This window comes from Vibrio aestuarianus, assembly GCF_028858425.1.
Taxonomy (GTDB): domain Bacteria; phylum Pseudomonadota; class Gammaproteobacteria; order Enterobacterales; family Vibrionaceae; genus Vibrio; species Vibrio aestuarianus.
In genome coordinates this window covers 1,400,040-1,424,057 of sequence record NZ_JAKNYQ010000001.1, presented here as the reverse complement: position 1 = coordinate 1,424,057, position 24,018 = coordinate 1,400,040, and the positions used below count along the sequence as shown (strand labels likewise).

23 protein-coding genes are annotated in these 24,018 nt (G+C 42.4%); 8 read left to right on the top strand and 15 right to left on the bottom strand.

The features are described from left to right. Positions 1–19: 19 nt before the first annotated feature. Together lolA and MCT08_RS06755 are read right to left on the bottom strand one after the other, a co-directional pair. Positions 20–622, bottom strand: a complete 603-nt coding sequence (lolA, locus tag MCT08_RS06760) for an outer membrane lipoprotein periplasmic chaperone LolA (RefSeq protein WP_053309286.1) — start codon at positions 620–622, stop codon at positions 20–22. A 98-nt stretch (positions 623–720) separates the two neighbouring features. Beyond that, positions 721–1,326, bottom strand: a complete 606-nt coding sequence (locus tag MCT08_RS06755) for a YecA family protein (RefSeq protein WP_274678093.1) — start codon at positions 1,324–1,326, stop codon at positions 721–723. A gap of 115 nt (positions 1,327–1,441) precedes the next feature. Here MCT08_RS06755 and dusC point away from each other — a divergent pair, with 115 nt between their 5' ends. Next, the gene (gene dusC, locus MCT08_RS06750) at positions 1,442–2,392 is read left to right on the top strand and encodes a tRNA dihydrouridine(16) synthase DusC (protein WP_053309284.1); all 951 of its coding nucleotides are present in this window, start codon (positions 1,442–1,444) and stop codon (positions 2,390–2,392) included. Between the two features lie 15 nt (positions 2,393–2,407). On the opposite strand, the gene MCT08_RS06745 is transcribed toward dusC, so the two are convergent. The 5 genes from MCT08_RS06745 to yfbV all read right to left on the bottom strand — a co-directional run bounded on the left by MCT08_RS06745 (position 2,408) and on the right by yfbV (position 7,509). Continuing rightward, positions 2,408–3,865, bottom strand: a complete 1,458-nt coding sequence (locus MCT08_RS06745; protein ID WP_274678092.1) for a GGDEF domain-containing protein — start codon at positions 3,863–3,865, stop codon at positions 2,408–2,410. A 181-nt stretch (positions 3,866–4,046) separates the two neighbouring features. Then, positions 4,047–4,841, bottom strand: coding sequence for an ABC transporter ATP-binding protein (locus tag MCT08_RS06740; protein ID WP_168521697.1), 795 nt, complete (start codon positions 4,839–4,841; stop codon positions 4,047–4,049). Beyond that, entirely contained in the window at positions 4,838–5,782 is a 945-nt protein-coding gene (locus MCT08_RS06735) for an ABC transporter permease (RefSeq protein WP_168521695.1), read from the bottom strand. The genes MCT08_RS06740 and MCT08_RS06735 overlap by 4 nt, the downstream gene beginning before the upstream one ends. A 59-nt stretch (positions 5,783–5,841) precedes the next feature. Next, on the bottom strand, positions 5,842–6,807 hold the full coding sequence (locus MCT08_RS06730; protein WP_053309280.1) for an ABC transporter substrate-binding protein: 966 nt from the start codon (positions 6,805–6,807) through the stop codon (positions 5,842–5,844). A gap of 249 nt (positions 6,808–7,056) precedes the next feature. Further along, positions 7,057–7,509, bottom strand: coding sequence for a terminus macrodomain insulation protein YfbV (gene yfbV / locus MCT08_RS06725; RefSeq protein WP_053309279.1), 453 nt, complete (start codon positions 7,507–7,509; stop codon positions 7,057–7,059). 349 nt (positions 7,510–7,858) lie between these two features. On the opposite strand from yfbV, the gene MCT08_RS06720 reads away from it, so the two are divergent. After that, positions 7,859–9,055 carry an acetate kinase gene (locus tag MCT08_RS06720; RefSeq protein WP_274675200.1) on the top strand — a complete coding sequence of 399 codons (1,197 nt, stop codon included), beginning with the start codon at positions 7,859–7,861 and terminating at the stop codon, positions 9,053–9,055. Positions 9,056–9,199: 144 nt separating this feature from the next. Further along, positions 9,200–11,344: a phosphate acetyltransferase gene (gene pta, locus MCT08_RS06715; protein ID WP_192074721.1), complete on the top strand. Its 2,145-nt coding sequence runs from the start codon at positions 9,200–9,202 to the stop codon at positions 11,342–11,344. A 104-nt stretch (positions 11,345–11,448) separates the two neighbouring features. On the opposite strand, the gene MCT08_RS06710 is transcribed toward pta, so the two are convergent. The 8 genes from MCT08_RS06710 to MCT08_RS06675 all read right to left on the bottom strand — a co-directional run bounded on the left by MCT08_RS06710 (position 11,449) and on the right by MCT08_RS06675 (position 21,209). Further along, on the bottom strand, positions 11,449–12,399 hold the full coding sequence (locus MCT08_RS06710; protein WP_274678091.1) for a glutathione S-transferase family protein: 951 nt from the start codon (positions 12,397–12,399) through the stop codon (positions 11,449–11,451). 176 nt (positions 12,400–12,575) lie between these two features. Next, on the bottom strand, positions 12,576–13,568 hold the full coding sequence (gene oppF, locus MCT08_RS06705) for a murein tripeptide/oligopeptide ABC transporter ATP binding protein OppF (RefSeq protein ID WP_053309275.1): 993 nt from the start codon (positions 13,566–13,568) through the stop codon (positions 12,576–12,578). Further along, positions 13,565–14,536: an ABC transporter ATP-binding protein gene (gene oppD / locus MCT08_RS06700; RefSeq protein WP_053309274.1), complete on the bottom strand. Its 972-nt coding sequence runs from the start codon at positions 14,534–14,536 to the stop codon at positions 13,565–13,567. The genes oppF and oppD overlap by 4 nt, the downstream gene beginning before the upstream one ends. 23 nt (positions 14,537–14,559) lie before the next feature. Continuing rightward, complete coding sequence (gene oppC, locus MCT08_RS06695; protein WP_053309273.1) at positions 14,560–15,462, bottom strand: oligopeptide ABC transporter permease OppC; 903 nt, start codon at positions 15,460–15,462, stop codon at positions 14,560–14,562. Positions 15,463–15,477: 15 nt separating this feature from the next. Next, positions 15,478–16,398 carry an oligopeptide ABC transporter permease OppB gene (gene oppB, locus MCT08_RS06690; RefSeq protein ID WP_053309272.1) on the bottom strand — a complete coding sequence of 307 codons (921 nt, stop codon included), beginning with the start codon at positions 16,396–16,398 and terminating at the stop codon, positions 15,478–15,480. A 119-nt stretch (positions 16,399–16,517) separates the two neighbouring features. Continuing rightward, positions 16,518–18,149, bottom strand: a complete 1,632-nt coding sequence (locus MCT08_RS06685) for an ABC transporter substrate-binding protein (protein ID WP_053309271.1) — start codon at positions 18,147–18,149, stop codon at positions 16,518–16,520. A 728-nt stretch (positions 18,150–18,877) separates the two neighbouring features. After that, complete coding sequence (locus MCT08_RS06680) at positions 18,878–20,116, bottom strand: NAD(P)/FAD-dependent oxidoreductase (protein WP_274678090.1); 1,239 nt, start codon at positions 20,114–20,116, stop codon at positions 18,878–18,880. Positions 20,117–20,138: 22 nt separating this feature from the next. Then, on the bottom strand, positions 20,139–21,209 hold the full coding sequence (locus MCT08_RS06675; RefSeq protein WP_168521686.1) for a methyltransferase: 1,071 nt from the start codon (positions 21,207–21,209) through the stop codon (positions 20,139–20,141). Positions 21,210–21,373: 164 nt separating this feature from the next. On the opposite strand from MCT08_RS06675, the gene MCT08_RS06670 reads away from it, so the two are divergent. Genes MCT08_RS06670 through MCT08_RS06650 form a run of 5 tightly spaced genes read left to right on the top strand, consistent with a single transcriptional unit; the run spans position 21,374 to position 24,011 of the window. Continuing rightward, positions 21,374–22,102 carry a beta-ketoacyl synthase chain length factor gene (locus MCT08_RS06670; RefSeq protein ID WP_168521684.1) on the top strand — a complete coding sequence of 243 codons (729 nt, stop codon included), beginning with the start codon at positions 21,374–21,376 and terminating at the stop codon, positions 22,100–22,102. Further along, positions 22,096–22,863, top strand: coding sequence for a lysophospholipid acyltransferase family protein (locus MCT08_RS06665; RefSeq protein WP_053309268.1), 768 nt, complete (start codon positions 22,096–22,098; stop codon positions 22,861–22,863). The genes MCT08_RS06670 and MCT08_RS06665 overlap by 7 nt, the downstream gene beginning before the upstream one ends. Before the next feature lie 60 nt (positions 22,864–22,923). After that, positions 22,924–23,187, top strand: coding sequence for a phosphopantetheine-binding protein (locus tag MCT08_RS06660; protein ID WP_053309267.1), 264 nt, complete (start codon positions 22,924–22,926; stop codon positions 23,185–23,187). A gap of 12 nt (positions 23,188–23,199) precedes the next feature. Continuing rightward, positions 23,200–23,454: an acyl carrier protein gene (locus MCT08_RS06655; protein ID WP_053309266.1), complete on the top strand. Its 255-nt coding sequence runs from the start codon at positions 23,200–23,202 to the stop codon at positions 23,452–23,454. Beyond that, positions 23,454–24,011, top strand: coding sequence for a COG4648 family protein (locus tag MCT08_RS06650; RefSeq protein WP_172533098.1), 558 nt, complete (start codon positions 23,454–23,456; stop codon positions 24,009–24,011). Before MCT08_RS06655 ends, MCT08_RS06650 begins: the two co-directional genes overlap by 1 nt. Positions 24,012–24,018: the final 7 nt, after the last annotated feature.

The following is a 24,018-nucleotide window of genomic DNA, read 5'->3' as shown; positions in this document are numbered from 1 at the left end:
TCTAACCCTTCTTGCTCAATTAATTACGCTGGTCGTCGACCTCAACCCCTTGTGGGATCTTAAAGGTGAATGAAGCTGCATTGGGTTTATCTAATTTAACATTGCTAAACGTAAACATACTTTTTTGGCCATCTTGCTCAATGACGTTAAACCCTTTGACGATACCTTTACTGCCAATATCAATTTGAAATTGGCCTTGATTGGAATCGGCAGCTGTCGGCGTTAATGTGAAACGATCATCCGCTTGGTCAACCTGGTAGTTATCCCAATCGCTTGCGCGGTTACGTGTGAGTAATACAAAAGGAGTTTGTTCGGTAGCTTGATCTTGATTGTAAATACTGACCTGTTCAATAAACGGACTGTAATACCAAAGGCTTTTGCCATCTGACACCAAAAGGTTTTCATCAGGCGCGGTGGTTTCCCAACGGAAAAGGCTTGGACGAGCAATATCAACTTTACCCTGGCCTTCCATTACAATATCACCATCAGGGCTAACAACTTGTTGTGTAAAAGTCGCACTAAATCCTTCGTTAAGTGCAAGGCGATGGCTAAGCTCATCTTTTGGGGCAGCCAAAACAGATACAGAAAAGCCGCATAGCAATAAGGCCAATACTTTATTCATGGATATCACTCCGATTAGACAATAATTACGTTCTTTATAGGTGTTTATTCACCTTGATTTGTCAGCGTTTTGTGGAGATTTTAACGCTACATTGACCACTATTTCCCACAGCATTGCTTAAATTTTTTGCCGCTATCACATGGACAAGTATCATTGCGGCCCACATTTTTGAATGGGTTAACACTTTGTGTTTTGGCACCAAGCATTAATTCATCAGCCATCAAAGCCACTTCAGTGATCATCAAATCCAGTTGCTCGGCAAAATCACTTAAACTGGGTGGTATCTCAAATCCAGATTCTTTCATCTGTTGTTGGGTTTGCTCTTCATCAATAGCAAGCATAAAAGTGGTAAGCAACGCTTGAAGCATGCGTAAACTACCATCCCCAATTTGGTGTTCGACCCAATGCTCTTCAACTACAGGCCAAACATTCATGAAGCCTTGTGCGTAATCTGCCCATTGCTCACGAGTATCTAACAAAGCAAGGGCAGAATATTCACTGCGCTTGAGTAAATGATATTGCTGATTTATCTGCTCAACAACCAAAGGCTCAATAGTATTGACCTTTTCACCAACCAAAGGTTCTAACCATGTACTCGGTTCAAGCGGTTGAGTAGCGAAGTTGGAAGCAAGTATCGCACCTTCTAGAAACAGGGGGGAATGTTGGCATTCAGCCTCAGAAATATTAATAAGATGGTAGGTCATTGAATTCAGTCTTTACGTGCATTTGGCCGCTAATTATATACTAACTCTTGCGGTTAGTGACTTTTGATTCCTCAACCACTACAATCTCGCCTCAAATTTCTAAGGCGATATGATAATGCGAGTAATTTTGGGCCCAATGGAGGGTGTGTTAGATCATTTAATGCGTGAACTACTCACTCAGATCAATGATTACGATCTGTGTGTTACCGAATTCGTGCGTGTTATCGACCAACTGCTGCCTGATCATGTTTTTTATCGCCTTTGTCCTGAGTTAGAAAATGATTCTTGTACCCAGTCCGGTGTACCTGTTCATGTGCAATTACTCGGTCAAGAAGCAAATTGGATGGCAGAAAATGCCGTCCGAGCCGCAAGCTTAGGCGCTCGAGGAATTGACCTCAACTTTGGCTGCCCAGCAAGGCTTGTAAACCGCAGTAAAGGCGGCGCAGCATTATTACAACACCCCGAGTTAATCTACCAAGTGGTCAAGGCGTGTCGAGATGCCGTGCCCGACCATATTCCTGTTTCAGCTAAAATTCGTCTGGGGTGGGAAGACCCTAATGATTGCTTTGAAATTGTAGATGCGATTGAACAAGCCGGTGCTAATGAGTTAACGGTGCACGCCAGAACTAAAGCCGGTGGCTACAAAGCCAGTGAAATCAAGTGGGATTACATTAATCAAATTCGTCAAAAAACGTCGATTCCTTTAATCGCCAATGGTGAAATATGGAATTACGCAGACGGACAAGCTTGTATTGAAACTACGGGCGTTGATTCATTGATGGTATGTCGCGGTGCATTTAATGTCCCCAATTTAGGCAATGTGGTCAAACATAACCATAAAGTGATGCCTTGGTATGATGTCGTTGATCTGATGCTGCGCTATTCTCAGTATGAAATAAAAGGTGACAAAGGGCTTTATTACCCGAATCGCGTCAAACAGTGGTTCGCTTACCTGCGTCAACAATATCCTCAAGCTAACGAGCTATTCAGAGAAATACGTACTTTCAATACCGCAGCTCCTATCGTTGAACACATAGAACGATACCGCGCTAGCTTACATGCCTAAGCTTTGAGCTCAAGGCTAAAATACGAGTTTATTCTTGCCTGTTTTTTTAGCTTGATACAGTTTCTCATCGGCGGCTTTAAACCAAGTTTCGAAGTCGCCAGAGCTTTTTTTAACCACTTCTACGCCACCTGAAATAGTAAATCCAGAGTCAATAACTCGACTTGAATCAGTCACTATTGCATCTTTTACCCGTTGCATGATCTGTTTCATTCTTTCCACATTATGCCCCGTCAGGTACACCACAAACTCTTCGCCACCAAACCTTGCAACTGCATCACTATCACGTGTATTCGTTTCTAGCTGATCAGCAACGTAACAAATTACGTTATCCCCCACGTCATGCCCATAAGTATCATTAATTACTTTAAAGTCATCTATATCCAACACCGCAATTACGGCATATTCACCGTACTTTATTTTACTCAAGAAAGTCTCTAAACCTCGGCGATTAAGTAGACCTGTCATTGGGTCTCGAGCCGCTAAGTCTTTTAAATGGGCTTGTTCAACACGCGAATTAAAATAAAACAATGTGACAACAGAAAATAGATAAACAATGAATACGACGGTTAAGTTGAATTTTTTCACCTCGAGGAAATTTTTAAATTCATCATGCCAATTTAATTCATAGTAAAGTAAGTGATGGAAGTCGAGCCCATCAATATTAAGCAATTTTTCCCGGTAAGCATTATCGGGAACAGGGGTGGTTTTATTGTCAATCAAATGTATTAAATTGGTCAGTTTACTCTGCTTATTGAGCAGTTTATCGACCTCGATATTTAAAGCGATAGCTCCTTGGAATTTGTCTTTGTACATTACCGGTAATGTCATGGATAAAACCGGTTCGCTTAAGGAGAACTCCCCCAAAATTGCGGGGCCTGACACTGTAACTTGGTTATGATTTGCAGCTGTTTTTTGCCAATAAGGACGTGATTTTACAATAGCAAGTGTATCTTTATTAATATTTTTGGAAACCGTATCTGGCGATGACATCACATAACCAAAATTATCGACATAATGAATACCGTAAATAAAATCATCTAAATCATGTAAAAATGACAATATTGGTGCTAATGCAATTTTTCTTGCTGCGCGTTTAAATAATGCACTACTCTCATCACACAGCGACTCCTTTCCCACCAGCATATAACTGATCTCAACAGTTGGAATGTCATGGCTTTTATTGTCAGCTAAAATTGATGATTCAAAAGGCCACATGCGACACAGCTCACCCGATACCTCTCGGTTAAGATCAACTAACTGCACATCCCTATTTTTGAAATAACTAGTAAAGCTATAATCTAGCGAGGTTATAACTTTTGCTGAGCGTATAAGCGATGCATCAATATACGCGTACTGGTTATCAATATCCTCATTTACGATATTCATATAATTGTGTACAACAAGCATCACCATAATCAGAGCAAAAACAATAGGCCCCAAAATAATCGATTTTAGACTTACGTTGTTGTTCATTCAGCATCCTAGTTCAGATAGAGATATTAAAGCCCATCAAAAGTTTAATACAATTGATGGGCTTTCGACATAAATTCAGTAAAACAAAACCAAACTAATCAGCAGACGGTCCGTAGCAGCTTATATTATAAAATCATAGCGTTATATACCCAAACCACTTGAAGGGCATGCAACACCTAGACTAATTGAGCAATAGGCTATCGTCAGCCAATTCCTCACCACGGACCTTGGAAAACATTTCTAGTAGATCAGGCACTTTCATATTGGCACGCTGCTCACCAGACACATCAAGAACAATTTCACCTTGGTGAAGCATGACAGTTCGATCACCACATGCTAGGGCATCTTTCATTGAATGCGTTACCATCATTACCGTCAAATTGAATTCTTTGACGATAGTTTTGGTTAAATCGATAATGAAAGCCGCCATACGAGGATCAAGAGCTGCAGTGTGCTCATCAAGCAGCAGAAGTTTGCTATCTGACAAAGTCGCCATCACTAAACTCACGGCTTGACGCTGTCCACCAGACAGCAAACCGATATTATCACCGAGGCGATCTTCTAAACCTAACCCTAGAATCGAAATACGCTCTTGGAATAGCTTTCGGCGAGACGCAGAAAGTGATAAACCCCACCCTCTTCGCTTACCACGCATAAACGCTAGCGCCATATTTTCTTCAATCGTTAAATCACCACATGTACCTGCTAATGGGTCCTGAAAAACGCGCGCACAGACTTTGGCTCGCTGATCAACTGTCTGACGAGTGACATCAATCTCATCAACCAATACTTTTCCACCTACCATCGGTGTCTCACCAGTTACGGCCCCTAATAAGGTCGATTTACCAGCTCCATTTGACCCAATCACAGTCAAAAATTGATGTTCTGGCACTTCCAAATTGATACTTCTTAACGCTCGATTTTCTAAAATAGTGCCAGGATTAAAAGTAACTTGAATATCTTCTAAACGGATCATAATGTTTCTCCTGACGCTTTATCCTGCTTAGCAACAACGGACTTCTGAGCAGGATTACTCCCCTTTTTTGCCTTGAAATTCCTTTTAAGTTTTGGAGCAATGAGTGCAATCGCGACCAGTACAGCCGTTACTAAGTTGAGATCCGACGCTTGCAAGCCAAACATTCCAGAACTCAGCGCAAAAGCTACCGCTAAGCGATAAAGCACAGATCCTACAATAACCGCTACCACGGCTACCCATATTTTGCGTCCTGGAATTAATGTCTGGCCTAAAATCACAGCAGCAAGGCCAACAACGATAGTTCCTACACCAGAAGTTACATCGGCAAAACTGTTCGTTTGTGCAAACAAGGCACCAGCAAAACCGACAAAGCCATTAGATAAGGCCAGCCCAAAATAGGTATAGAATGCGGTGCTACCACCCTGTGCTGAAACCATACGCGCGTTAACACCAGTGGCACGTAAACCAAGGCCAAAATCACTATTAAGCAAGCGTACTACTGCCCATGCAGATATAAGCACCAGTACACCGACCACAATTGGGCGGATGTAAACAGGATCACCTAAAGCTTCAAATGGGGTCAGGATCGTGTCTTCACCCAACAACGCAATGTTAGGACGTCCCATGATACGGATATTAATAGAGAAGGCGGCAATCATTGTTAAAATTGAGGCGAGCAAGTGTAAGATGCCGCAACGGACAGCTAGAAAGGCAGTAACCCAACCAGTGAAGGCCCCCGCTAAGATAGCCATGCCAGTCGCAACCCAAGGATTTATACCAGCAACAATAGCTGTAGCAGCTACAGCTGCTCCCATTGGGAAGCTACCATCAACACTCAGATCGGGAAAATCAAGGACACGGAAAGTCAGGTAAACACCCAGTGCCACCAGCCCGTAAAGCAACCCTATTTCTAGAGCGCCAAAAAAAGCAAAAGCAGACATAACAACTCCTTTCTCTGCTTAAACAGAGTTGGGGTACTGACCCCAACTCTGAATTTTCTTTATTTTACGCTCGTCGCACGATCTAGAACGGATTGAGGAATGGCCAAACCGAGTTTGTCTGCAGCGGTTTTATTGACAAAAAGGTCTGATCCTTTCGCCACTTTAACATCCAGTTTCCCAGGCTCTTGCCCTTCTAAAATAGCGGCAACATAATCGGCCGTTTGAACACCAATTTGATAATAATCAAAACCAAGGCTTGCTATTGCGCCACGTTCAACATATGAAGTCGCCGCACCAAATACTGGCGTTTTAGCTTGGTTGGCTGACACAATCATGCCTTCAATAGCACTAGCAACCGTGTTATCAATCAAGGCATAAATAATGTCAGATTTGGCCGCGATAGCTTGAGTTGCGGTTTGAACATCCGCGCTTTTTAACGCCGTCGCTTCTACTAATTCGATGCCATGCTTTTTGGTGCTTGATTTTAATAGTTCCATCAAACTAACGGCATTAGCCTCTCCAGGGTTGAAAACCACACCGATCGTTTTCACATTCGGCATAATTTCTTTAATCAATTCAACATGCTGTTCTACCGGTGATAGGTCAGAAAGACCGGTGACATTTTTACCTGGCTGCTCTAGCTTCTTAACAAGTTTTGCCCCTACTGGGTCAGTAACTGCGGTAAACACAATAGGAATATTCTTAGTAGCAGACACTAGCGCTTGCGCTGTTGGTGTTGCAATACCAACTAATACATCTGGATTTTCACCGACAAATTGACGAGCGATCTGTACAGCAATGGCAGGGTTACCTTGAGCAGTTTTAAAATCAAACTCTAAGTTTTTGCCCTCTTCATAGCCCTTTGCTTTGAGGCCATCAAGAAGACCTTGACGAGTGGCGTCTAAGGCCGGGTGTTCAACAATTTGTGATACTGCAACTTTGGCAGTTTTTGCCATGATACTCGTTGAAGATAGTAATGCGGCTCCAGCGAGAACGGCGGTAGCAATGACTTTGCCTGCTTTCATCTTAACTCCTTGATTTAAGCACTTGGTATTGGATGTTGTGTTTTATATTTTTATAAGTGTGCACTTCATGCGCAACTAACAACATTATTACCAGTAACTTAGAATAAAGGGAAGTGAGATTTAACAGTAAAATAACAAAAAGAGAGGTGAGAATACGGTCTTACGGTATTAAAGAGGAAATCCAAGAGGACTCCACCTGGAAGTCCTACAACGGTTAATTTCAGAGTACAACTAACTGGCTAGCACGATTTAAAACCAACGCTCTAATGCTGCTTTGTCTAAATGACGAAACGCACGATTGAGAATCACGGCTAACTCTTTGTAGCGCGGCTTTGCTTTCATCGGATCTAAAGCAAATCCATTTTCAACAATTTTTTGGTGCAGTTCACGATACCACCCCGCTAATGACGGAGGAAGTTGTGTGTTGGCACGATTACCTAACCACCACATACCTTGTAGCGGTAGACTGATCGCAAAAAGTGCAATCACGATGGCCTGTGGCATCGCTTGTGCATTATGAAACACCATTTGAGTCAGCACGCTGATCGCTGCGATAGCCGGCATAACTTTAACGCCGAATCGCGTTGCTTTAATAATACGCTGCTCTGGGAAAATAAATCCCAACTCTTTACGGATAGGCCAAGTATCCATGTACTTCTGGCCATCTTTCAAGCTGTGAACGATTCCAACTTTATTATTCATAGCGCTCTCTCACTCTAGATGCCGCTCATTTAACTAAAAAATAGTTTAATGATTCAACTAATCGCGTAAAAATTTGATGAAAGTTAATATTCTTTCAAAATTTTTTTGTTATATTGGCCCAATATCGCTATCCTTTGCAGACCCTCAATCTCATTGTTGCTGTTATTTAGCATTTAGGCAACTCCGAGATGAATTCTGCAAGGAATGCACCGACTGATTTTACTCAAAAAGTCACGTCTCATTATACGGAAATTCAAGTTTTATTGACCAAGATTAGTAGCACTCCGTAAAGGTTGGACTATTCTTGAGAATGATTTTTATCTTAACCGATTATTACAGGTAGTCACACATGTCTAAGCTAGTTTTAGTTTTAAACTGCGGTAGTTCTTCTCTTAAATTTGCTGTTGTTGATGCAGAATCAGGTGCAGAGCACCTATCAGGCCTTGCTGAATGTCTTCACCTTCCTGAAGCACGCATCAAGTGGAAACTTGATGGTAAACATGAAGCTCAATTGGGCGAAGGTGCAGCACACGAAGAAGCACTAGCGTTCATGGTTGAAACTATTCTTGCTTCTAAGCCTGAACTTGCAGCCAATATTGCAGCCGTTGGTCACCGTGTTGTTCACGGTGGTGAACAATTTACTGCTTCAGCACTGATCTCTGATGAAGTACTGCAAGGTATTGAAGATGCAGCGAACTTCGCACCACTTCATAACCCAGCGCACATCATCGGCATTAAAGCGGCTCAAAAATCATTTCCAAATCTAAAAAATGTTGCCGTTTTTGACACAGCATTCCACACAACAATGCCTGAAGAAGCATACCTATACGCGTTACCGTACAACCTATACAAAGATCACGGTATTCGTCGCTATGGCGCACACGGTACTTCTCACCTATTCATTGCTCGTGAAGCGGCTGAGCGTTTAGGTAAACCAGCTAATGAAGTAAACATCATTAACTGCCACCTAGGTAACGGTGCGTCTGTTTGTGCTATTAAAAATGGTCAATCAGTTGATACGTCTATGGGCCTAACTCCACTAGAAGGTCTTGTAATGGGTACTCGTTGTGGCGATCTTGACCCTGCGGTAATGTTCCATTTACATGACAAATTAGGTATGAGTGTTGCTGAAATCAACACAATGTTCACTAAAGAGTCTGGCCTTTTAGGTCTTACTGGTGTGACTTCTGATTGCCGTTTCGTTGAAGATAACTACGGTACTAAAGAAGAAGCTACACGTGCGATGGACGTATTCTGTCACCGCCTAGCTAAGTACGTAGCTGGCTACACGGCTTCTATGGAAGGTCGTCTAGATGCTATCGTCTTCACTGGTGGTATCGGTGAAAACTCTGCACCAATTCGCGAAATGGTTCTAAACCGTTTAGCTATCTTCGGTATCGAAGTGGATGGTGAAGCTAACCTTAAAGCTCGTTTCGGCGGCGAAGGTGTTATCACAACAGAGAACAGCCGCATCCCTGCAATGGTTATCTCTACTAATGAAGAGCTAGTCATCGCTGAAGATACAGCTCGTCTAACAGGTCTTTAATTGACTTTCTGGCTAACTCCTCGAGTTAGCCAGTTTTTTACCGAGGCTCAACAAATAATTCCTACTACTGGTAATGTTGAGCTTTGTTCCTTTTGTAATCTAATCTCGATTAGATTGATTTCAATAGTTTGAGGTACTCTACTCATGTCCCGTACTATTATGCTTATCCCTATTAGCGCTGGTGTTGGTCTTACTAGCGTAAGCATGGGTGTCCTTCGCGCAATGGAGCGTAAAGGCGTTAGCGTTTCTTTTTATAAACCAATTGCACAACCACGTTCTGGTGGCGATCAACCTGATCTTACCTCTACCATTATCGGCCGTAACAGCGATATCAAAATTGCTGAACCAATGATGATGTCAGCCGCTGAAGCCTTAATCGGTAGCGAGAAGATGGATGTGTTGCTTGAAACGGTCGTTGAACGTTACAACCACATTAATAAAGTTTCAGAAGTAACGCTGATTGAAGGTCTAGTACCAACTCGTAAACACCCATTTGCTAACCAAGTAAACGCTGAAATTGCGAAAACTCTGGGTGCTGAAATTGTGTTTGTGGCCACCCCAGGTACGAATAATCCAACTCAGTTGAAAGAACGCATTGAAGTGGCGTGCTCAAACTTTGGTGGAACAAAGAATAAGAATATTTCTGGCGTTATCATTAACAAGCTCAATGCACCTGTTGATGATGCAGGTCGTACTCGTCCTGATCTATCAGAAATCTTTGATGATGCAGACAGCGCCAAGCAAGCTAACCTTGAAGTGATGCAAATCTTCAACTCTAGCCCAATTCGTGTGCTAGGTTGCGTGCCTTGGAGCATCGACTTAATCGCGACTCGCGCTATCGATATGGCCAAGCACCTTAATGCAGAAATCATTAATGAAGGTGAAATCAAAACACGTCGTATTAAGAGCATCACATTCTGTGCGCGCTCTCTACCGCACATGATTGAGCACTTCAAACCAGGCTCTCTGCTAGTCACTTCAGCTGACCGTCCTGATGTTATCGTTGCGGCCTCTCTAGCGGCTATGAACGGCGTAGAAATCGGTGCGGTATTGCTAACCGGTGGCTATGATATTCCAAAAGAAATCGCTGACCTGTGCAAACCTGCATTTGAAAGTGGCTTGCCAATTTTCAAAGCACAAGGCAACACATGGCAAACTTCACTAAACCTACAAAGCTTTAGTCTAGAAGTTCCAGCTGATGATAAAGAGCGTATTGAGTTCATCAACGATCACGTTGCAAGCCACATTGATGGTCCTTGGATTAACTCTTTATCAGAAGGTACGCAAGGCATTCGTCGCCTAAGCCCACCCGCATTCCGTTACCAATTAACAGAATACGCTCGTCGTGCAGGCAAGCGCATTGTTCTTCCTGAAGGTGATGAGCCACGTACAGTGAAAGCTGCAGCTATCTGTGCTGAGCGCGGTATTGCTACTTGTGTACTTCTTGGTAACCCAGACGAAATCCGCCGCGTTGCGGCTCAGCAAGGTGTTGAGCTAGGCGCTGGTGTTGAGATTATCGATGCCGATTCAGTACGCGAAAATTACGTAGCACGCTTAGTTGAACTTCGCGGCGCGAAAGGCATGACTGAAGTCGTTGCTCGTGAAAAACTGCAAGATTCAGTATTCCTTGGCACAATGATGCTTGAAGCGAATGAAGTTGATGGCCTAGTTTCTGGTGCAGTACATACCACTGCAAATACCATTGTACCGCCATTCCAAATCATCAAGACGGCACCGAATGCATCGATCGTATCTTCGATCTTCTTCATGCTACTGCCTGATCAAGTATTGGTTTACGGCGACTGTGCAATCAACCCAGATCCAAATGCTGAGCAATTGGCTGAAATCGCGATTCAATCTGCAGATTCAGCAGCAGCATTCGGTATCGACCCACGTGTTGCGATGATTTCATACTCAACTGGTGAGTCTGGTAAAGGCGCAGATGTTGATAAAGTACGTGAAGCTACTCGCATTGCTCAAGAGAAACGTCCTGATCTTATCATTGACGGTCCTCTACAATACGACGCCGCAATCATGGAAAACGTGGCAGCTTCTAAAGCACCAAATTCTCCAGTAGCAGGTAAAGCAACGGTATTCGTATTCCCAGACCTAAACACGGGTAATACAACCTACAAAGCGGTACAACGTTCAGCAGACCTTGTTTCTATTGGTCCAATGCTGCAAGGTATGCGCAAACCTGTCAATGACTTGTCTCGTGGCGCATTGGTTGACGATATTGTTTACACTATCGCCCTAACTGCTATTCAGGCTGGCCAAGAAACTAAATAATTTTTAGATTTTGGTTTAACCAATGACAAAAGCCCTCAAGGTTAACCTTGAGGGCTTTTTTTCAAGCTGATCACTTAATTACTGTGAGTGGTATAACATGATATTTATATCGCGATACTCTCGCGACCATGCGGACTTTCTAAATCCAATTCAGGGCCTGCGGGCACCACTTGAGTTGGGTTGATCCCGCTGTGACTGAAATAATAGTGACGTTTAATATGGTAAAAATCGGTACTTTCTTTCACTCCAGAAACTTGGTACAGCTCTTTTAAGTAACCATTGAGGTACTTATAATCAGCAATGCGCTTTTTATTGCATTTAAAGTGACCAACATAAACTGCATCAAAGCGTATCAATGTAGTGAATAAACGCCAATCCGCTTCTGTGATCTGCCCTCCCACCAAATAACGATGAGTCGCTAGGTGGCTATCCACCTTATCAAGAGCAGCAAAAAGCGATTGATACGCTTCTTCATAAGCCTCTTGTGTGGTTGCGAAGCCACAACGATATACCCCATTATTGATATTAGGATAAATATAATCATTCCATTCATCGATAGCCGCACGCAAAGCGTCAGGGTAATAGTCCTGTTGATTCCCCGTCAGTTGATCAAATGCACTGTTAAACATACGAATAATTTCAGACGATTCGTTACTCACAATCGTGTTGGTTTTTTTATCCCATAAAACGGGAACGGTTACCCTACCTGTATAATCCACTTTTGCTTGGGTATAAATTTGGTGTAAACGAGTATAGCCATATAACGGCTCTGGAATACCAAAGCACCAGCCCTCGCTAAGCATGTCTGGGCATACAATGGTGACATCGATATGTTGTGTTAATCCTTTTAGCTTACGAAGAATCAGCGTGCGGTGTGCCCATGGACAGGCAAGAGAAACATAGAGATGATAGCGACCTGATTCTGGCTGATATAGCGCATCCGGTTTATTTTCTATCCAGCTACGAAAACCTGCATCTTCACGGATAAATTTACCGTTGCTCGCCTTGGTATCGTACCAAACATCATGCCACACACCTTGCACTAACTTTCCCATGATTCACCCTCTTAATATCGCTGCTTTATCATCCCATTATAGAGACCACAGTACAGGGCAAAACCCGACTCGATTGATCTTGTCATTCAAAAAATTCGAACAGATCTTTGGTCGACTAGAATAAAAAAAGCGCGACCCAAACAAGGAGCCGCGCTTATGCCCGTCACAGGCTGAATTTACATGTCAACATGCAAGCATGAAACAGCATGGACATCACTGCCTTTAATCTGAGGCTTTTGTTGCGCACAAAGGTCCGTTGCTTGAGGACAGCGAGTTCTGAATACACAACCAGATGGTGGGTTAATTGGCGACGGTAAATCGCCTTCCAACATTTGGATTTTCTTCGAACGCTCTAGTTTTGGATCAGGAATCGGTACCGCCGACATCAACGCCTTGGTGTAAGGGTGTGATGGGTTAGCAAACAACGCCTCTGAAGTACCGAGTTCAACTGCATTACCTAAGTACATCACCAATACACGGTCTGAAATATGTTTCACTACCGATAAATCATGAGCGATGAAAACTAAACTCAGGCCGAGCTCTTTTTGTAGCTCTTTAAGCAAGTTAACCACCTGCGCCTGAATCGATACATCAAGCGCCGAGACTGGTTCATCACAAATGATCATTTTCGGGTTCAGGATAAGTGCACGCGCGATACCAATGCGCTGGCATTGACCACCTGAAAATTCATGCGGATAACGGTTAATCACATTAGGTAACAGACCAACTTTAGCCATCATCTCTTTAACGCGATCTTTCACCTCTTGCTTAGAAAGCTCTGGGTAAAACGTTTGTAGCGGTTCAGCGATAATATCACCAACCGTCATTCGCGGGTTTAATGAGGCAAGTGGATCTTGGAAAATCATCTGAATTTGCTTACGTGTCTGACGACGTTCAACTTCTTTCATTTTAGTCAGGTCATCACCCAACCAAACGACTTCGCCTTCTGTCGCTTCAACTAAACCGATAATGGCACGAGCAAACGTGGATTTACCACAGCCTGACTCACCAACTACGCCTAATGTTTCGCCTTCGTATAGTCGGACATTAACACCATCCACCGCTTTTAAGTTTGACGGTTTAGACCAAGGCCAAGCTGATTTTGAGGCAATATTAAAGTGAACTTTGAGATTCTTTACATCGAGTAATAATGGTTTTTGTACGCTCATTTTGTCCAAGCCTCCCAATCAGAAAAACAAGCACGCTGGCGGCCATCTGCAAATGGCAGCAACACGGGTGCTTCACGCTTACAACGGTCCGTTACACGGTGGCAACGTTCTTGGTAAGGGCAACCTGGTGGTAAGCGCAGTAGGTTTGGTGGGTTACCTGGAATAGTTGGTAAGATTTCACCTTCCGTATCTAAACGAGGAATGGCTTTTAATAGGCCTTCAGCGTAAGGGTGACTTGGGTTATAGAATATTTCATCAACAGAACCGTACTCCATCGTACGTCCTGCATACATCACCAACACTTTGTCACAAGAGCCAGCAACAACGCCTAAATCATGAGTGATCATAATAATGGCAGTATTGAATTCACTCTTAAGTTCGTTCAACAGATCCATGATCTGTGCTTGAACTGTTACGTCCAGTGCCGTTGTAGGCTCATCAGCAATCAGTAGTTTTGGACGACATAACAGCGCCATTGCAATCATCACACGTTGGCGCATACCACCTGAAAATTCATGTGGATACATAGTAATACGCTTGCGAGCTTCGGGGATCTTCACCGCTTCTAGCATGCGAACCGATTCTTCAAACGCTTCAGCTTTACCCATGCCTTTATGCAGCATGAGTACTTCCATCAATTGGTCACTTACCTTCATATAAGGGTTCAGTGACGTCATTGGGTCTTGGAAAATCATCGCAATTTGCTGAGCACGAACTTTGTTCAGTTCTTTTTCTGGCAAATTAAGAATCTCATTTCCTTCAAATTTTGCACTACCGCTAATAATACCGTTCTTCGCCAACAGCCCCATAATAGCAAATACTGTTTGCGATTTACCGGAACCTGACTCACCTACGATACCTAAGGTTTCACCTTGATTCAGCGAGAAGTTTAAGTCGTTTACTGCGGTAACAATACCATCTTGAGTGGTAAATTCGACACGCAGATCTTTGACATCTAATAAGCTCATATTGCTTTCCTTAATACTTTTAATTATCTGTCTTTAGGATCCAGCGCATCGCGCAGACCATCACCAACATAGTTAAAGCAGAACAGGGTGACCACCATGAATGCTGCTGGAAACGACAGTTGCCAAATTGCAACCTCCATCGTATTTGCGCCTTCTTGTAGCAACGCCCCCCAGCTTGTCATTGGCTCTTGCACACCAAGACCAAGGAAAGATAAGAATGATTCAGTCAAAATCATACTTGGAACCAGTAGTGTTGAATAAACCGCAACAATACCCAAAACGTTTGGCACTATATGACGAGTAATAATTTTCCATTTACTCACACCACAGACATGTGCCGCTTCAATGAACTCTTTACTACGTAAGCTCAACGTTTGACCACGCACAATACGCGCCATATCGAGCCAAGCGATGGCACCAATAGCGACGAAGATCAGAACAATATTGCGCCCGAAGAAAGTCACTAAGACAATCACCAAGAACATGAACGGGATCGCGTACAGAATTTCAAGAATACGCATCATGATACGGTCAACACGGCCACCAATAAAACCGGAAGCGGCGCCATATAAAGTACCAATCAGTACCGCAACCAATGCACCCATTACCCCAACTAGTAACGAAATACGTCCACCAACCAAAGTACGCACATACAAGTCGCGCCCGAGCGCATCTGTACCAAATAAGTGCTCCATAGAAGGCGCTGCGTGCATTGAATACCAGTCGGTATCTTCATAGGTATAAGCTGAGAACATTGGCAGGAAGAATACCGCCAAGGTAATTAATAATAAGATGAACAAACTCACCATCGCCGCTTTATTACGCATAAAACGGATACGAGCATCTTGCCATAAACTGCGACCCTCAATTTCCAGGCTTGCTGAAAATTTCTCAATCGCTTCTAAATTTTCTTTTTTCGTTAACATAACCATACGTCCCTGTTAGTAGCGAATTTTAGGATCGATATAAGCGAGCAAAATATCCACAATCGCATTGAATATGATAAATAAGAAACCAATGAGAATAGTGACACCCATGACCAACGAATAGTCACGGTTAAATGCAGCATTAACGAATAACTTACCGATACCAGGCAAGCCAAAAATCGTTTCGATAACAACAGAACCGGTAATGATGCCGACAAATGCAGGTCCCATATAAGAAACCACAGGTAACATGGCTGGCTTTAAGGCGTGTTTGATGATGATATAGCCGTAACTCAGACCTTTAGCGCGCGCGGTACGGATAAAGTTACTGTTGAGCGTTTCAATCATCGAGCCACGAGTAATACGCGCAAAAGTCGCAACGTATAACATCGACATACCAATGACGGGCAGTGCCATATAGGCAAAGGAGCCATCCTTCCATCCCCCTGCAGGGAACCAACCTAGATTGATCGAAAATATGTAGATAAGGACTGGCGCCAGCACAAAGGAAGGCATCACCACCCCGAGCATAGCGGTCGCCATGATCGAATAGTCAAGCCAGGTATTTTGCTTCAACGCAGCAATCGTACCGACCGACACCCCCATAATGACGGTAAAAATAAACGCAGCAAAACCGACCTTGGCTGACACAGGAAGTGCATCAGCAACCAGTTCATTTACTGTAAAATCTTTATATTTAAAAGAAGGTCCAAAATCGCCTTGCAATATATTGGTCAAGTACGTGAGGTACTGTTCTGACACTGGCTTATCTAAGCCATATTTTGCGTTGATGTTAGCGACAACTTCAGGTGGCAATGTACGTTCGCTTGAAAACGGGCTACCCGGAGCAAAACGCATGAGAAAGAAAGATACCGTGATCAATACCAACAGGGTTGGGATCGCTTCAAATATCCTTTTTGCGATGAATTTAAGCATAAACTCACTCTTTCAGTCTGTGACAATTAAAATTAAAAAGACGCTGCATGTACATTCTTATCAGTTGATAAATACATGCAGTGTCTGTAGTCATTATATTTTTATAAGCTTAAGTTGAATTACTTAGCTTTAATGTAAAGATCTTTTGAGTAGATCTTATCTTCCGCGTTGTTTGATGGATAGCCACCAACTTGTGGAGAGACTAGACGAGATTTAACGTATTGATAAATCGGTGCTATAGGCATATCGCGCGCTAGCAATTTCTCAGCTTCAACATACAATGCCGATGTTTCTGCATCTGACGTTGCGGCCATGGCTTTATCCATCACCGCATCGTATTCAGCGCTATGATACTTAGGATCGTTCGAGCTGTTGTTCGATTGCATTAAAGAAAGGAATGCCGATGCTTCATTGTAGTCACCACACCAACCAGCGCGAGTCACATCAAAGTTACCTTGGCGACGCGTATCTAAGTACGTTTTCCACTCTTGGTTTTCTAGTGCAACTTGCACACCCAGTGATGATTTCCACATAGATTGAATTGCTGTAGCAATTTTCTTGTGGTTTTCAGATGTGTTGTATAGAAGCGTAAAAGAGAGTGGATTCGACTTATCGTAACCCGCTTCTGCTAGTAGCTTTTTAGCTTCAGCAATGCGCTCTTTTTGGTTCAATTTACCGTAAGCCGGCATTTCAGGGTTGAATCCAGCTGTAATTTCAGGCGTCAAGAAATAAGCAGGTTTTTGGCCTTGGCCAAGAATAGCATCAGAGATGATGTCACGGTCAATCGCGTACGATAGTGCTTTACGGATACGAACGTCATCAAACGGCGCTTTTTGGTTGTTGAAACCATAGTAGTATGAACACAAGTTACCTTGAACTTGAACAGACTCTGGGTATTCTTTTTTCAAGCGTTTGAAGTGCTCAATAGGCAGTTCGTTGGTGATGTCAATTTCACCAGAAAGGAAGCGGTTCATTTCCGCCACTTGGTTTTCGATTGGTAGGTAAGTAACCTTATCAATAACCGTGTGTTCGTTATCCCAGTAATTAGGGTTACGCTTTAGCTCTAAACGCTCGTTCACTACCCAGTTTTCAAGAACGTATGCACCGTTACCAACAAAATGTTCTGGCTTAGTCCATTTATCACCATATTGTTCAACCGTCGCACGATGAACAGGCTTCACTGTTGTGTGCCCCATCATTTTTACGAAATATGGCAGTGCTGACTCTAGTTTAATTTCAAGCGTGTTAGCATCCAGTGCTTTCACACCTAGAGTTTCTTTGTCTTTTTTCCCTGCGATAATATCTGCCGCATTTTCCATGGTAGTCATTTCTAAGTACCAAGAGTATGGAGATGCGGTCACTGGATCTACTGAACGCTTGAAGCTATAAACAAAGTCTTCAGCCGTTACAGGATCGCCATTTGACCATTTTGCATTTTTGCGCAGATGGAAAATGAACGTTTTGTTGTCTGTCGTTTCCCAACTTTCCGCGGCACCTGGGATAGTGTTGCCGTCGGCATCTTGGTTGACCAAACCTTCCAGCAGGTCACGAATTACGTTTGACTCTGGCACACCTTCAGTTTTGTGTGGGTCAAGAGAAGCAACCTCAGTACCGTTACCACGAACGAGTTCCTGAACTTTTGCCAATTGAGTACCAGCTGGAACGTCAGCTGCAAGAGTAATTGTAGAAGTGGCAGCCACTGCCAAACCAGCACCTAGAAGAAGGGCTTGGGTGATTTTATTTTTATACATGCATAAACTCCAAGTTTTTATTTTGCATCCATGACTTCCTCACAAGGTATCTAGAACGGCTAGATATTTAGATTTATTTAGCGCAAAAACTAAGCAGAAAAATCTAAAACCTTACAAGGAGTGCGGCACACATTATCAATCATTGAAATAATTTGCCATAAAAACGTCGTAAAAAATCGCATAATCCTCCGACCAGACACTTAAATCAGTGGAAAAAAATGTCTAATAACCAAAAGTCAGTTCATTAAAGCAAATAATACATTTTGATTGTGATCACGGTACCAAATCATCTACCACAACACGATTTTACAACATCTTATGCTAGAGATTTGCTGAAAAATCTAGCACTAGCGGTATCGTAGATCTAGCGTTAACTAACGATTAACTTTCCTAATTACATGTTCTGTGAAGAAAGTTACCCTTTCAGAAAAATAACACCACGACAACCTGTAAAGTAATATTTACAAATTAATGAGTAATAAATGATATACCCAAACAACTTGAAGTTGCAGGTAGGCGGCAAGTGAGTTCATCCCCATGAGCATAGATAAACTATATGATTGGAGTGAGCGAATGTAGCCAACACCGCTGCAACTTCAAGTAGGAAGGGTATAGAGCTAGCTGTAAACGGCCCGGTTGTCGCATTAAAACGACAATGAGGATTGAATAACGCCATTCTCACTACTTTATAAAATAGCGAGAATGACACTCAGAGATGAAAGACGCGACTAAGAAGAGTGGATAAATTCAGCAAGGTTGATTAAACGGCGTTGATGCTCTGATACATAAGGGTTACTCACATCCCAAGCATATCCCGCAAGGATTGAACAAATCATTTGTTTAATGCGTGAATTCGGATTTTCATAAAAGATCACATCTTGCAATGTGCCGTTATACCACCCTTCCACATAGGTTCTAAACACATCAACGCCGACCATTAATGGTTGTGAATAATCTTGATGCCAGTCAACCCGTTGACCTTTTAACTGATTAACGACACACGATGTAGCCAATTGCGCGGACTTCATCGCGATGGTGACACCAGAAGAGAATACGGGATCTAAAAATTCACCAGCATTACCTAACAAAGCATAATGACGAGTCGCTAATTGCTTTACGTTCGCCGAATACCCGCCCAACTCTCCTGCAGGATTAGGGAATTGTGCGTTATTTAGAATTGCAGCAAGCTCTGGAACTTCACTCACTAATTGTTGAATGGTATCAATTTTTTCACTCGGATATTGAGCGAAAAAATCAGGCTCTCCGACAACACCTAACGAGCAGACACCATTTGAAAATGGGATAAGCCAATACCACACATCTGGGTTAACCGGGTGAACCGAAATTAATATTTTATTCCTATCATATTGCTCTTGAGGTGAATCGATATTATCAACAATATGAGTAAAAATAGCCTTACGCGGTGGTAAACAAGAAGGTTCTTCCAGTTCAAGTAGCCTTGGCAACACACGACCAAATCCACTCGCATCAAGTACATATTCTGCTTCAATCTGATATTCGACACCCTCTGAATCCTTAACAAGCAACAGTGATTGATCATCTTGGAACTGGATATCAAGTAATTCATGCTGATAGCGAATTTCAACCCCCTGTTCAGCCGCAGAATCGGCAAGGACTTTATCAAAGTGACTTCGCTGCACTTGAAAGGTCGTTCCTGGGCCCGATGAAAATTTATCGGTGAAGTCAAATTGGGTATAGACGCCATTTTTGCGAAAAGCTGCACCATCTTTATATTGAAAGCCAGCGTCGACAACCGATTGCAGCATCCCTGCTTCTTCAATCACTTCCATACAAGCCGGAAGTAAGCTTTCGCCAATAGAGAAACGAGGAAACTGAGCTTTTTCTAGAACAATAACGTCAATCTGCTGAGCATGGAGCAACGCAGCTGCCGTCGAACCTGAAGGACCCGCACCAATAATGACGACTTGTGTATTCTCTTTATTCATAATAGGACTCATATTTCTGGAGTTAATCTTGGGCTTTTAGTTGTAATAAAGTATGGCCAAGACCAATGTTATCCGTTCTTTTTACAATTCCCAGCCCCGCTTCAGCCACAATTTCTAAGAAATCCTCACTACGGTAAAAACGACTGTTCCCGTTAGCTAAGCAAGTGAAATAAAGAGAGGTAGCATTGAGACTAAAAGACGCAGCATCATATTTCTGTGCGTCCCAAAACAGTTCAAGAATATACACGGTGGAATCAGGTGTAAGGTTAGCGCGTACTCGCTTTAAAATGCTCAATATTTCCATCGGTGAGAAACAATCTAAAAATTGACTCATCCACCACACATCTGCCTTTTCAGGAAGTGGTTGTGATTTATCAAGCATATTGGCTGGAAACGGATGAATGCGATCCGCAAAACCTTGTTGATCTGCATTGCGCATTGCCATCTCAAGTTGCTGAGGTAAATCAACAATGGTCACTTCAACATCAGCATCATAGCCACAGCATTGCAACGCCCATTTACCCGTATTGCCACCAATATCCACCAAGCGCTTAGGTTTGTTAGCAAAAACCTCGGCTAACAATACGGGAAATGAGCGATCAGAATAAAAATGGTCAAACTTAAACCAGCTCTCTTTGGCTTTCTGTGGTAATCGCGATAAACCTTGGTAAATAGTTTCCCAATCCCCCAACTCTTTTAAACCCGCAGGTTTGCCCTCAGTAATGGATTCCGTTAGATGCATCATCGCCGCGTAGCAAACGTCAGCAGTAAAATCCATATTCGCTTGCGTCATCCCATCATGAAGCAAAAAGATACCAAGGTTAGCGAGTGAATAATTAGGCTTATCCCATAAAACGATATGAGCGCTAATGGCCATATCTAGTAGCACTTTCACACCGTATTCAGACACACCAGTACACAGCGCTATTTTTTCTGCATCTAATCCTTCCGCTCCTGCCTCATCTAAAACCGCTAAAATACCGAGATCACGCAGTGTGCGAGCTGTATGAAAAACAATGGGAGCAAAAGAAAGCTTTTGTGCTTCCGTTTTCGCTTCTAAAGCGTTGTAAGGATCTATTTTTTGATTTAACACGTAAAAACCTAATTTAAAATTTTCGAACAATATCCCAACACTTAATCCAACTTCCGCTCAATTCATTAAAAACATTATTTAAGTCAATGATACAAACAGTTATAGTTGTAAGGATTCATCATGTGCCATAGTATTTAACCCCAGCGAAAACAATTCAATATCTTATGTCAAATCAACAGCAATTAATCACACTAAATATTGACACTTGGAAAGCAAATTCGGCTGGCCTAAGTAACCATCAAGATTGGCAAGAATGGGCAAGTACTCAAATATGGCCAGAAGATGCGACATTAAATGTTGCCAATATTCCTGCCATGATGCGTCGTCGTATGAGTACTTTAAGTAAGATCGCCGTTCAAACCGCACTGGAAATAATTCAAGATCAAAAAATTGACTACATGGTTTTTTCTTGCCGCCATGGCGAATTACACCGCAGCGTCGATATCGTCAAAGCTATATTGCAAGGTGAAGAAGCATCACCAATGGCATTTTCACAATCGGTTCATAATACATCTGCAGGGTTAGCGACCATAGCGACTAAACAACCAATACCATTAACCTCTATCGCTGCTTCACAAAATACCTTCCAAAGTGCTCTACTAGAAGCTTGGCTGTATCTCGCAGAACATCCAAACAACAAAGTACTGTTAGTTGATTTCGACGAACCTTTGCCAGATGAATATCAACAATTTGAAACTCATCATTACCAGGGTTACGCCTTAGGTCTCGTTATTTCTCAAGGTTCAAATTTAACGATATCATCTTGCCCTTCAACTAACGAAAAACTCACAATGCCTCAAGCGTTAACTTTTCTTAAGCACTATTTATCCAATCAATCTAGCTGGATAATTGAAGGCTCAACGCATGCTTGGCAATGGCAACGTACATGTTAAAGATCAATCAATATTGGCGAGTTTTCGCCACTGGTTTTTGTTTCGCTATATTCGGCCTTGGTGGCCTGTTTCTCAGTTTTATTGCCATCCCACTTATTTCATTGTTTTCTCGCCAAAGCATCAAGCGTGAATATCGAGTACAAAAAAACATCCAATTCACATTCAATTTATTTTGCAAATTAATGAAACTCACCGGAGCAATTGATTATAAAATTGATGGTGCAGATATTTTAAAACAAGATAAAAACTGTCTTATTGTCGCTAATCACCCAAGCTTAATTGACTATGTTTTAATTGCTTCGCAGTTAAAACAATGCGATTGCTTAGTCAAATCTGCAATTTGGGCGAACCCATTTATGAAACATATTGTTAAAGCGGCGGGCTACATACCTAATGAAACTCCAGATGATTTATTGAATTTGTGTGAAAAGCGCTTTGATCAAGGCAATGTACTGTTAATTTTCCCTGAAGGGACTCGCACCACCCCGGGGATTAAGTCAAAACTACAACGTGGCGCAGCACAAATTGCGATAAGAACCCAACGTGATTTGCGAGTCATCCATATTACTGTTTCTCCTCACTTTCTTACTAAAGAAAGCAAATGGTATCAGGTACCCAAAACTAAACCCTTTTTCCATGTGGAAATTAAAGGTAAAATCGAGACGCAGCCCTTTATCGATCAAGCTGTGAATGCAACCACTGCAGCTAGGCATTTAAACCGCCATCTTGCAGATAAGCTTTTCCCATCAAAACAACATTAGTATTCACTAAAAAACGATAATATTTTTAGCAACTATTTGCATACAAACAAGCAGGTTTACGTGGAAACACTACATAAAGAAATCAAACAACTGATCATTGAAGCTCTTAACCTCGAAGATATCACTGTTGAAGAGATTGACTCCGATGCACCATTATTTGGTGATGGCTTAGGCTTAGATTCTATTGACGCTTTAGAGCTCGGTTTGGCGATTAAAAAGAAGTACAATATCGTTATTGACGCTGATGATTCCCATACTCGCCAACACTTTGCATCAGTGGCAAATTTAGCACGTTATATTTCATCTCAAACTAACCACAAATAAACAGATAGCGTTATGACAGAAGTAAACCAACAAGTATTTGATCAAGTTAAAGAAGCTCTCGTTGAATTATTTGAAATTGATGAATCTGAAATTCAACCTGACGCACATCTGTATCAAGATTTAGATCTCGACAGTATCGATGCTGTCGATCTTGTCGTCCATCTACAAAAAGTAACAGGAAAGAAAATTAAACCTGAAGAGTTTAAAGCCGTTCGCACTGTTAATGACGTTGTAGAAGCGGTAATTGAACTCGTGAAGGAAAACTAATGCGCCAATTGCTGACAGTTTTGTCTGCAATTGTCCTGCTTGCCTATCCTTTCGCGGTCTATTTAGGGATCAATGAATTTGGTCTACAGACTGTTGGAATTCTACTAGCCTGTATTTTCGGCTTAAGAATAGTAGCAGGGCAGCAGGCCAAAATTCAGGAATTGAAGCAATTAGCGTGGATAAGTGGGCTGATTGGCCTGACTTTAGCCCTTTTAGGCATAGTCTTTAAACAGCATGGTTGGTTACTATTTTATCCCGTTGTCGTCAATGTATGCATGCTGAGTGTTTTTGCGTTAAGCCTTAAACAAAAGCAGACCATCATTGAACGACTCGCTCGCTTACAAGAACCAGACCTCCCGCAAAGTGGCATTGCCTACACGCGCACAGTAACCAAAGTGTGGTGTGTTTATTTTATATTCAATGGCGTTATTGCCCTATTTACTTGTTTTCAATCTATCGAAATCTGGACCTTATACAACGGCCTCATCAGCTACCTCCTTGCAGGTGCTATCTTTGCTGGGGAATGGCTTGTAAGACAAAAAATTCGTCAAAGCTAGGCAAACT

What these genes read in the sequence shown, in the direction of transcription:
- MCT08_RS06735 (WP_168521695.1), bottom strand. Translation starts at nt 5,782, where the DNA reads ATGTCTGCTTTTGCTTTTTTTGGCGCTCTAGAAATAGGGTTGCTTTAC.
- lolA (WP_053309286.1), bottom strand. Translation starts at nt 622, where the DNA reads ATGAATAAAGTATTGGCCTTATTGCTATGCGGCTTTTCTGTATCTGTT.
- MCT08_RS06650 (WP_172533098.1), top strand. Translation starts at nt 23,454, where the DNA reads ATGCGCCAATTGCTGACAGTTTTGTCTGCAATTGTCCTGCTTGCCTAT.
- dusC (WP_053309284.1), top strand. Translation starts at nt 1,442, where the DNA reads ATGCGAGTAATTTTGGGCCCAATGGAGGGTGTGTTAGATCATTTAATG.
- MCT08_RS06670 (WP_168521684.1), top strand. Translation starts at nt 21,374, where the DNA reads ATGTCAAATCAACAGCAATTAATCACACTAAATATTGACACTTGGAAA.
- oppB (WP_053309272.1), bottom strand. Translation starts at nt 16,398, where the DNA reads ATGCTTAAATTCATCGCAAAAAGGATATTTGAAGCGATCCCAACCCTG.
- MCT08_RS06745 (WP_274678092.1), bottom strand. Translation starts at nt 3,865, where the DNA reads ATGAACAACAACGTAAGTCTAAAATCGATTATTTTGGGGCCTATTGTT.
- MCT08_RS06720 (WP_274675200.1), top strand. Translation starts at nt 7,859, where the DNA reads ATGTCTAAGCTAGTTTTAGTTTTAAACTGCGGTAGTTCTTCTCTTAAA.
- MCT08_RS06655 (WP_053309266.1), top strand. Translation starts at nt 23,200, where the DNA reads ATGACAGAAGTAAACCAACAAGTATTTGATCAAGTTAAAGAAGCTCTC.
- MCT08_RS06685 (WP_053309271.1), bottom strand. Translation starts at nt 18,149, where the DNA reads ATGTATAAAAATAAAATCACCCAAGCCCTTCTTCTAGGTGCTGGTTTG.
- MCT08_RS06755 (WP_274678093.1), bottom strand. Translation starts at nt 1,326, where the DNA reads ATGACCTACCATCTTATTAATATTTCTGAGGCTGAATGCCAACATTCC.
- MCT08_RS06680 (WP_274678090.1), bottom strand. Translation starts at nt 20,116, where the DNA reads ATGAATAAAGAGAATACACAAGTCGTCATTATTGGTGCGGGTCCTTCA.
- MCT08_RS06740 (WP_168521697.1), bottom strand. Translation starts at nt 4,841, where the DNA reads ATGATCCGTTTAGAAGATATTCAAGTTACTTTTAATCCTGGCACTATT.
- MCT08_RS06665 (WP_053309268.1), top strand. Translation starts at nt 22,096, where the DNA reads ATGTTAAAGATCAATCAATATTGGCGAGTTTTCGCCACTGGTTTTTGT.
- oppD (WP_053309274.1), bottom strand. Translation starts at nt 14,536, where the DNA reads ATGAGCTTATTAGATGTCAAAGATCTGCGTGTCGAATTTACCACTCAA.
- oppF (WP_053309275.1), bottom strand. Translation starts at nt 13,568, where the DNA reads ATGAGCGTACAAAAACCATTATTACTCGATGTAAAGAATCTCAAAGTT.
- pta (WP_192074721.1), top strand. Translation starts at nt 9,200, where the DNA reads ATGTCCCGTACTATTATGCTTATCCCTATTAGCGCTGGTGTTGGTCTT.
- yfbV (WP_053309279.1), bottom strand. Translation starts at nt 7,509, where the DNA reads ATGAATAATAAAGTTGGAATCGTTCACAGCTTGAAAGATGGCCAGAAG.
- MCT08_RS06710 (WP_274678091.1), bottom strand. Translation starts at nt 12,399, where the DNA reads ATGGGAAAGTTAGTGCAAGGTGTGTGGCATGATGTTTGGTACGATACC.
- MCT08_RS06730 (WP_053309280.1), bottom strand. Translation starts at nt 6,807, where the DNA reads ATGAAAGCAGGCAAAGTCATTGCTACCGCCGTTCTCGCTGGAGCCGCA.
- oppC (WP_053309273.1), bottom strand. Translation starts at nt 15,462, where the DNA reads ATGTTAACGAAAAAAGAAAATTTAGAAGCGATTGAGAAATTTTCAGCA.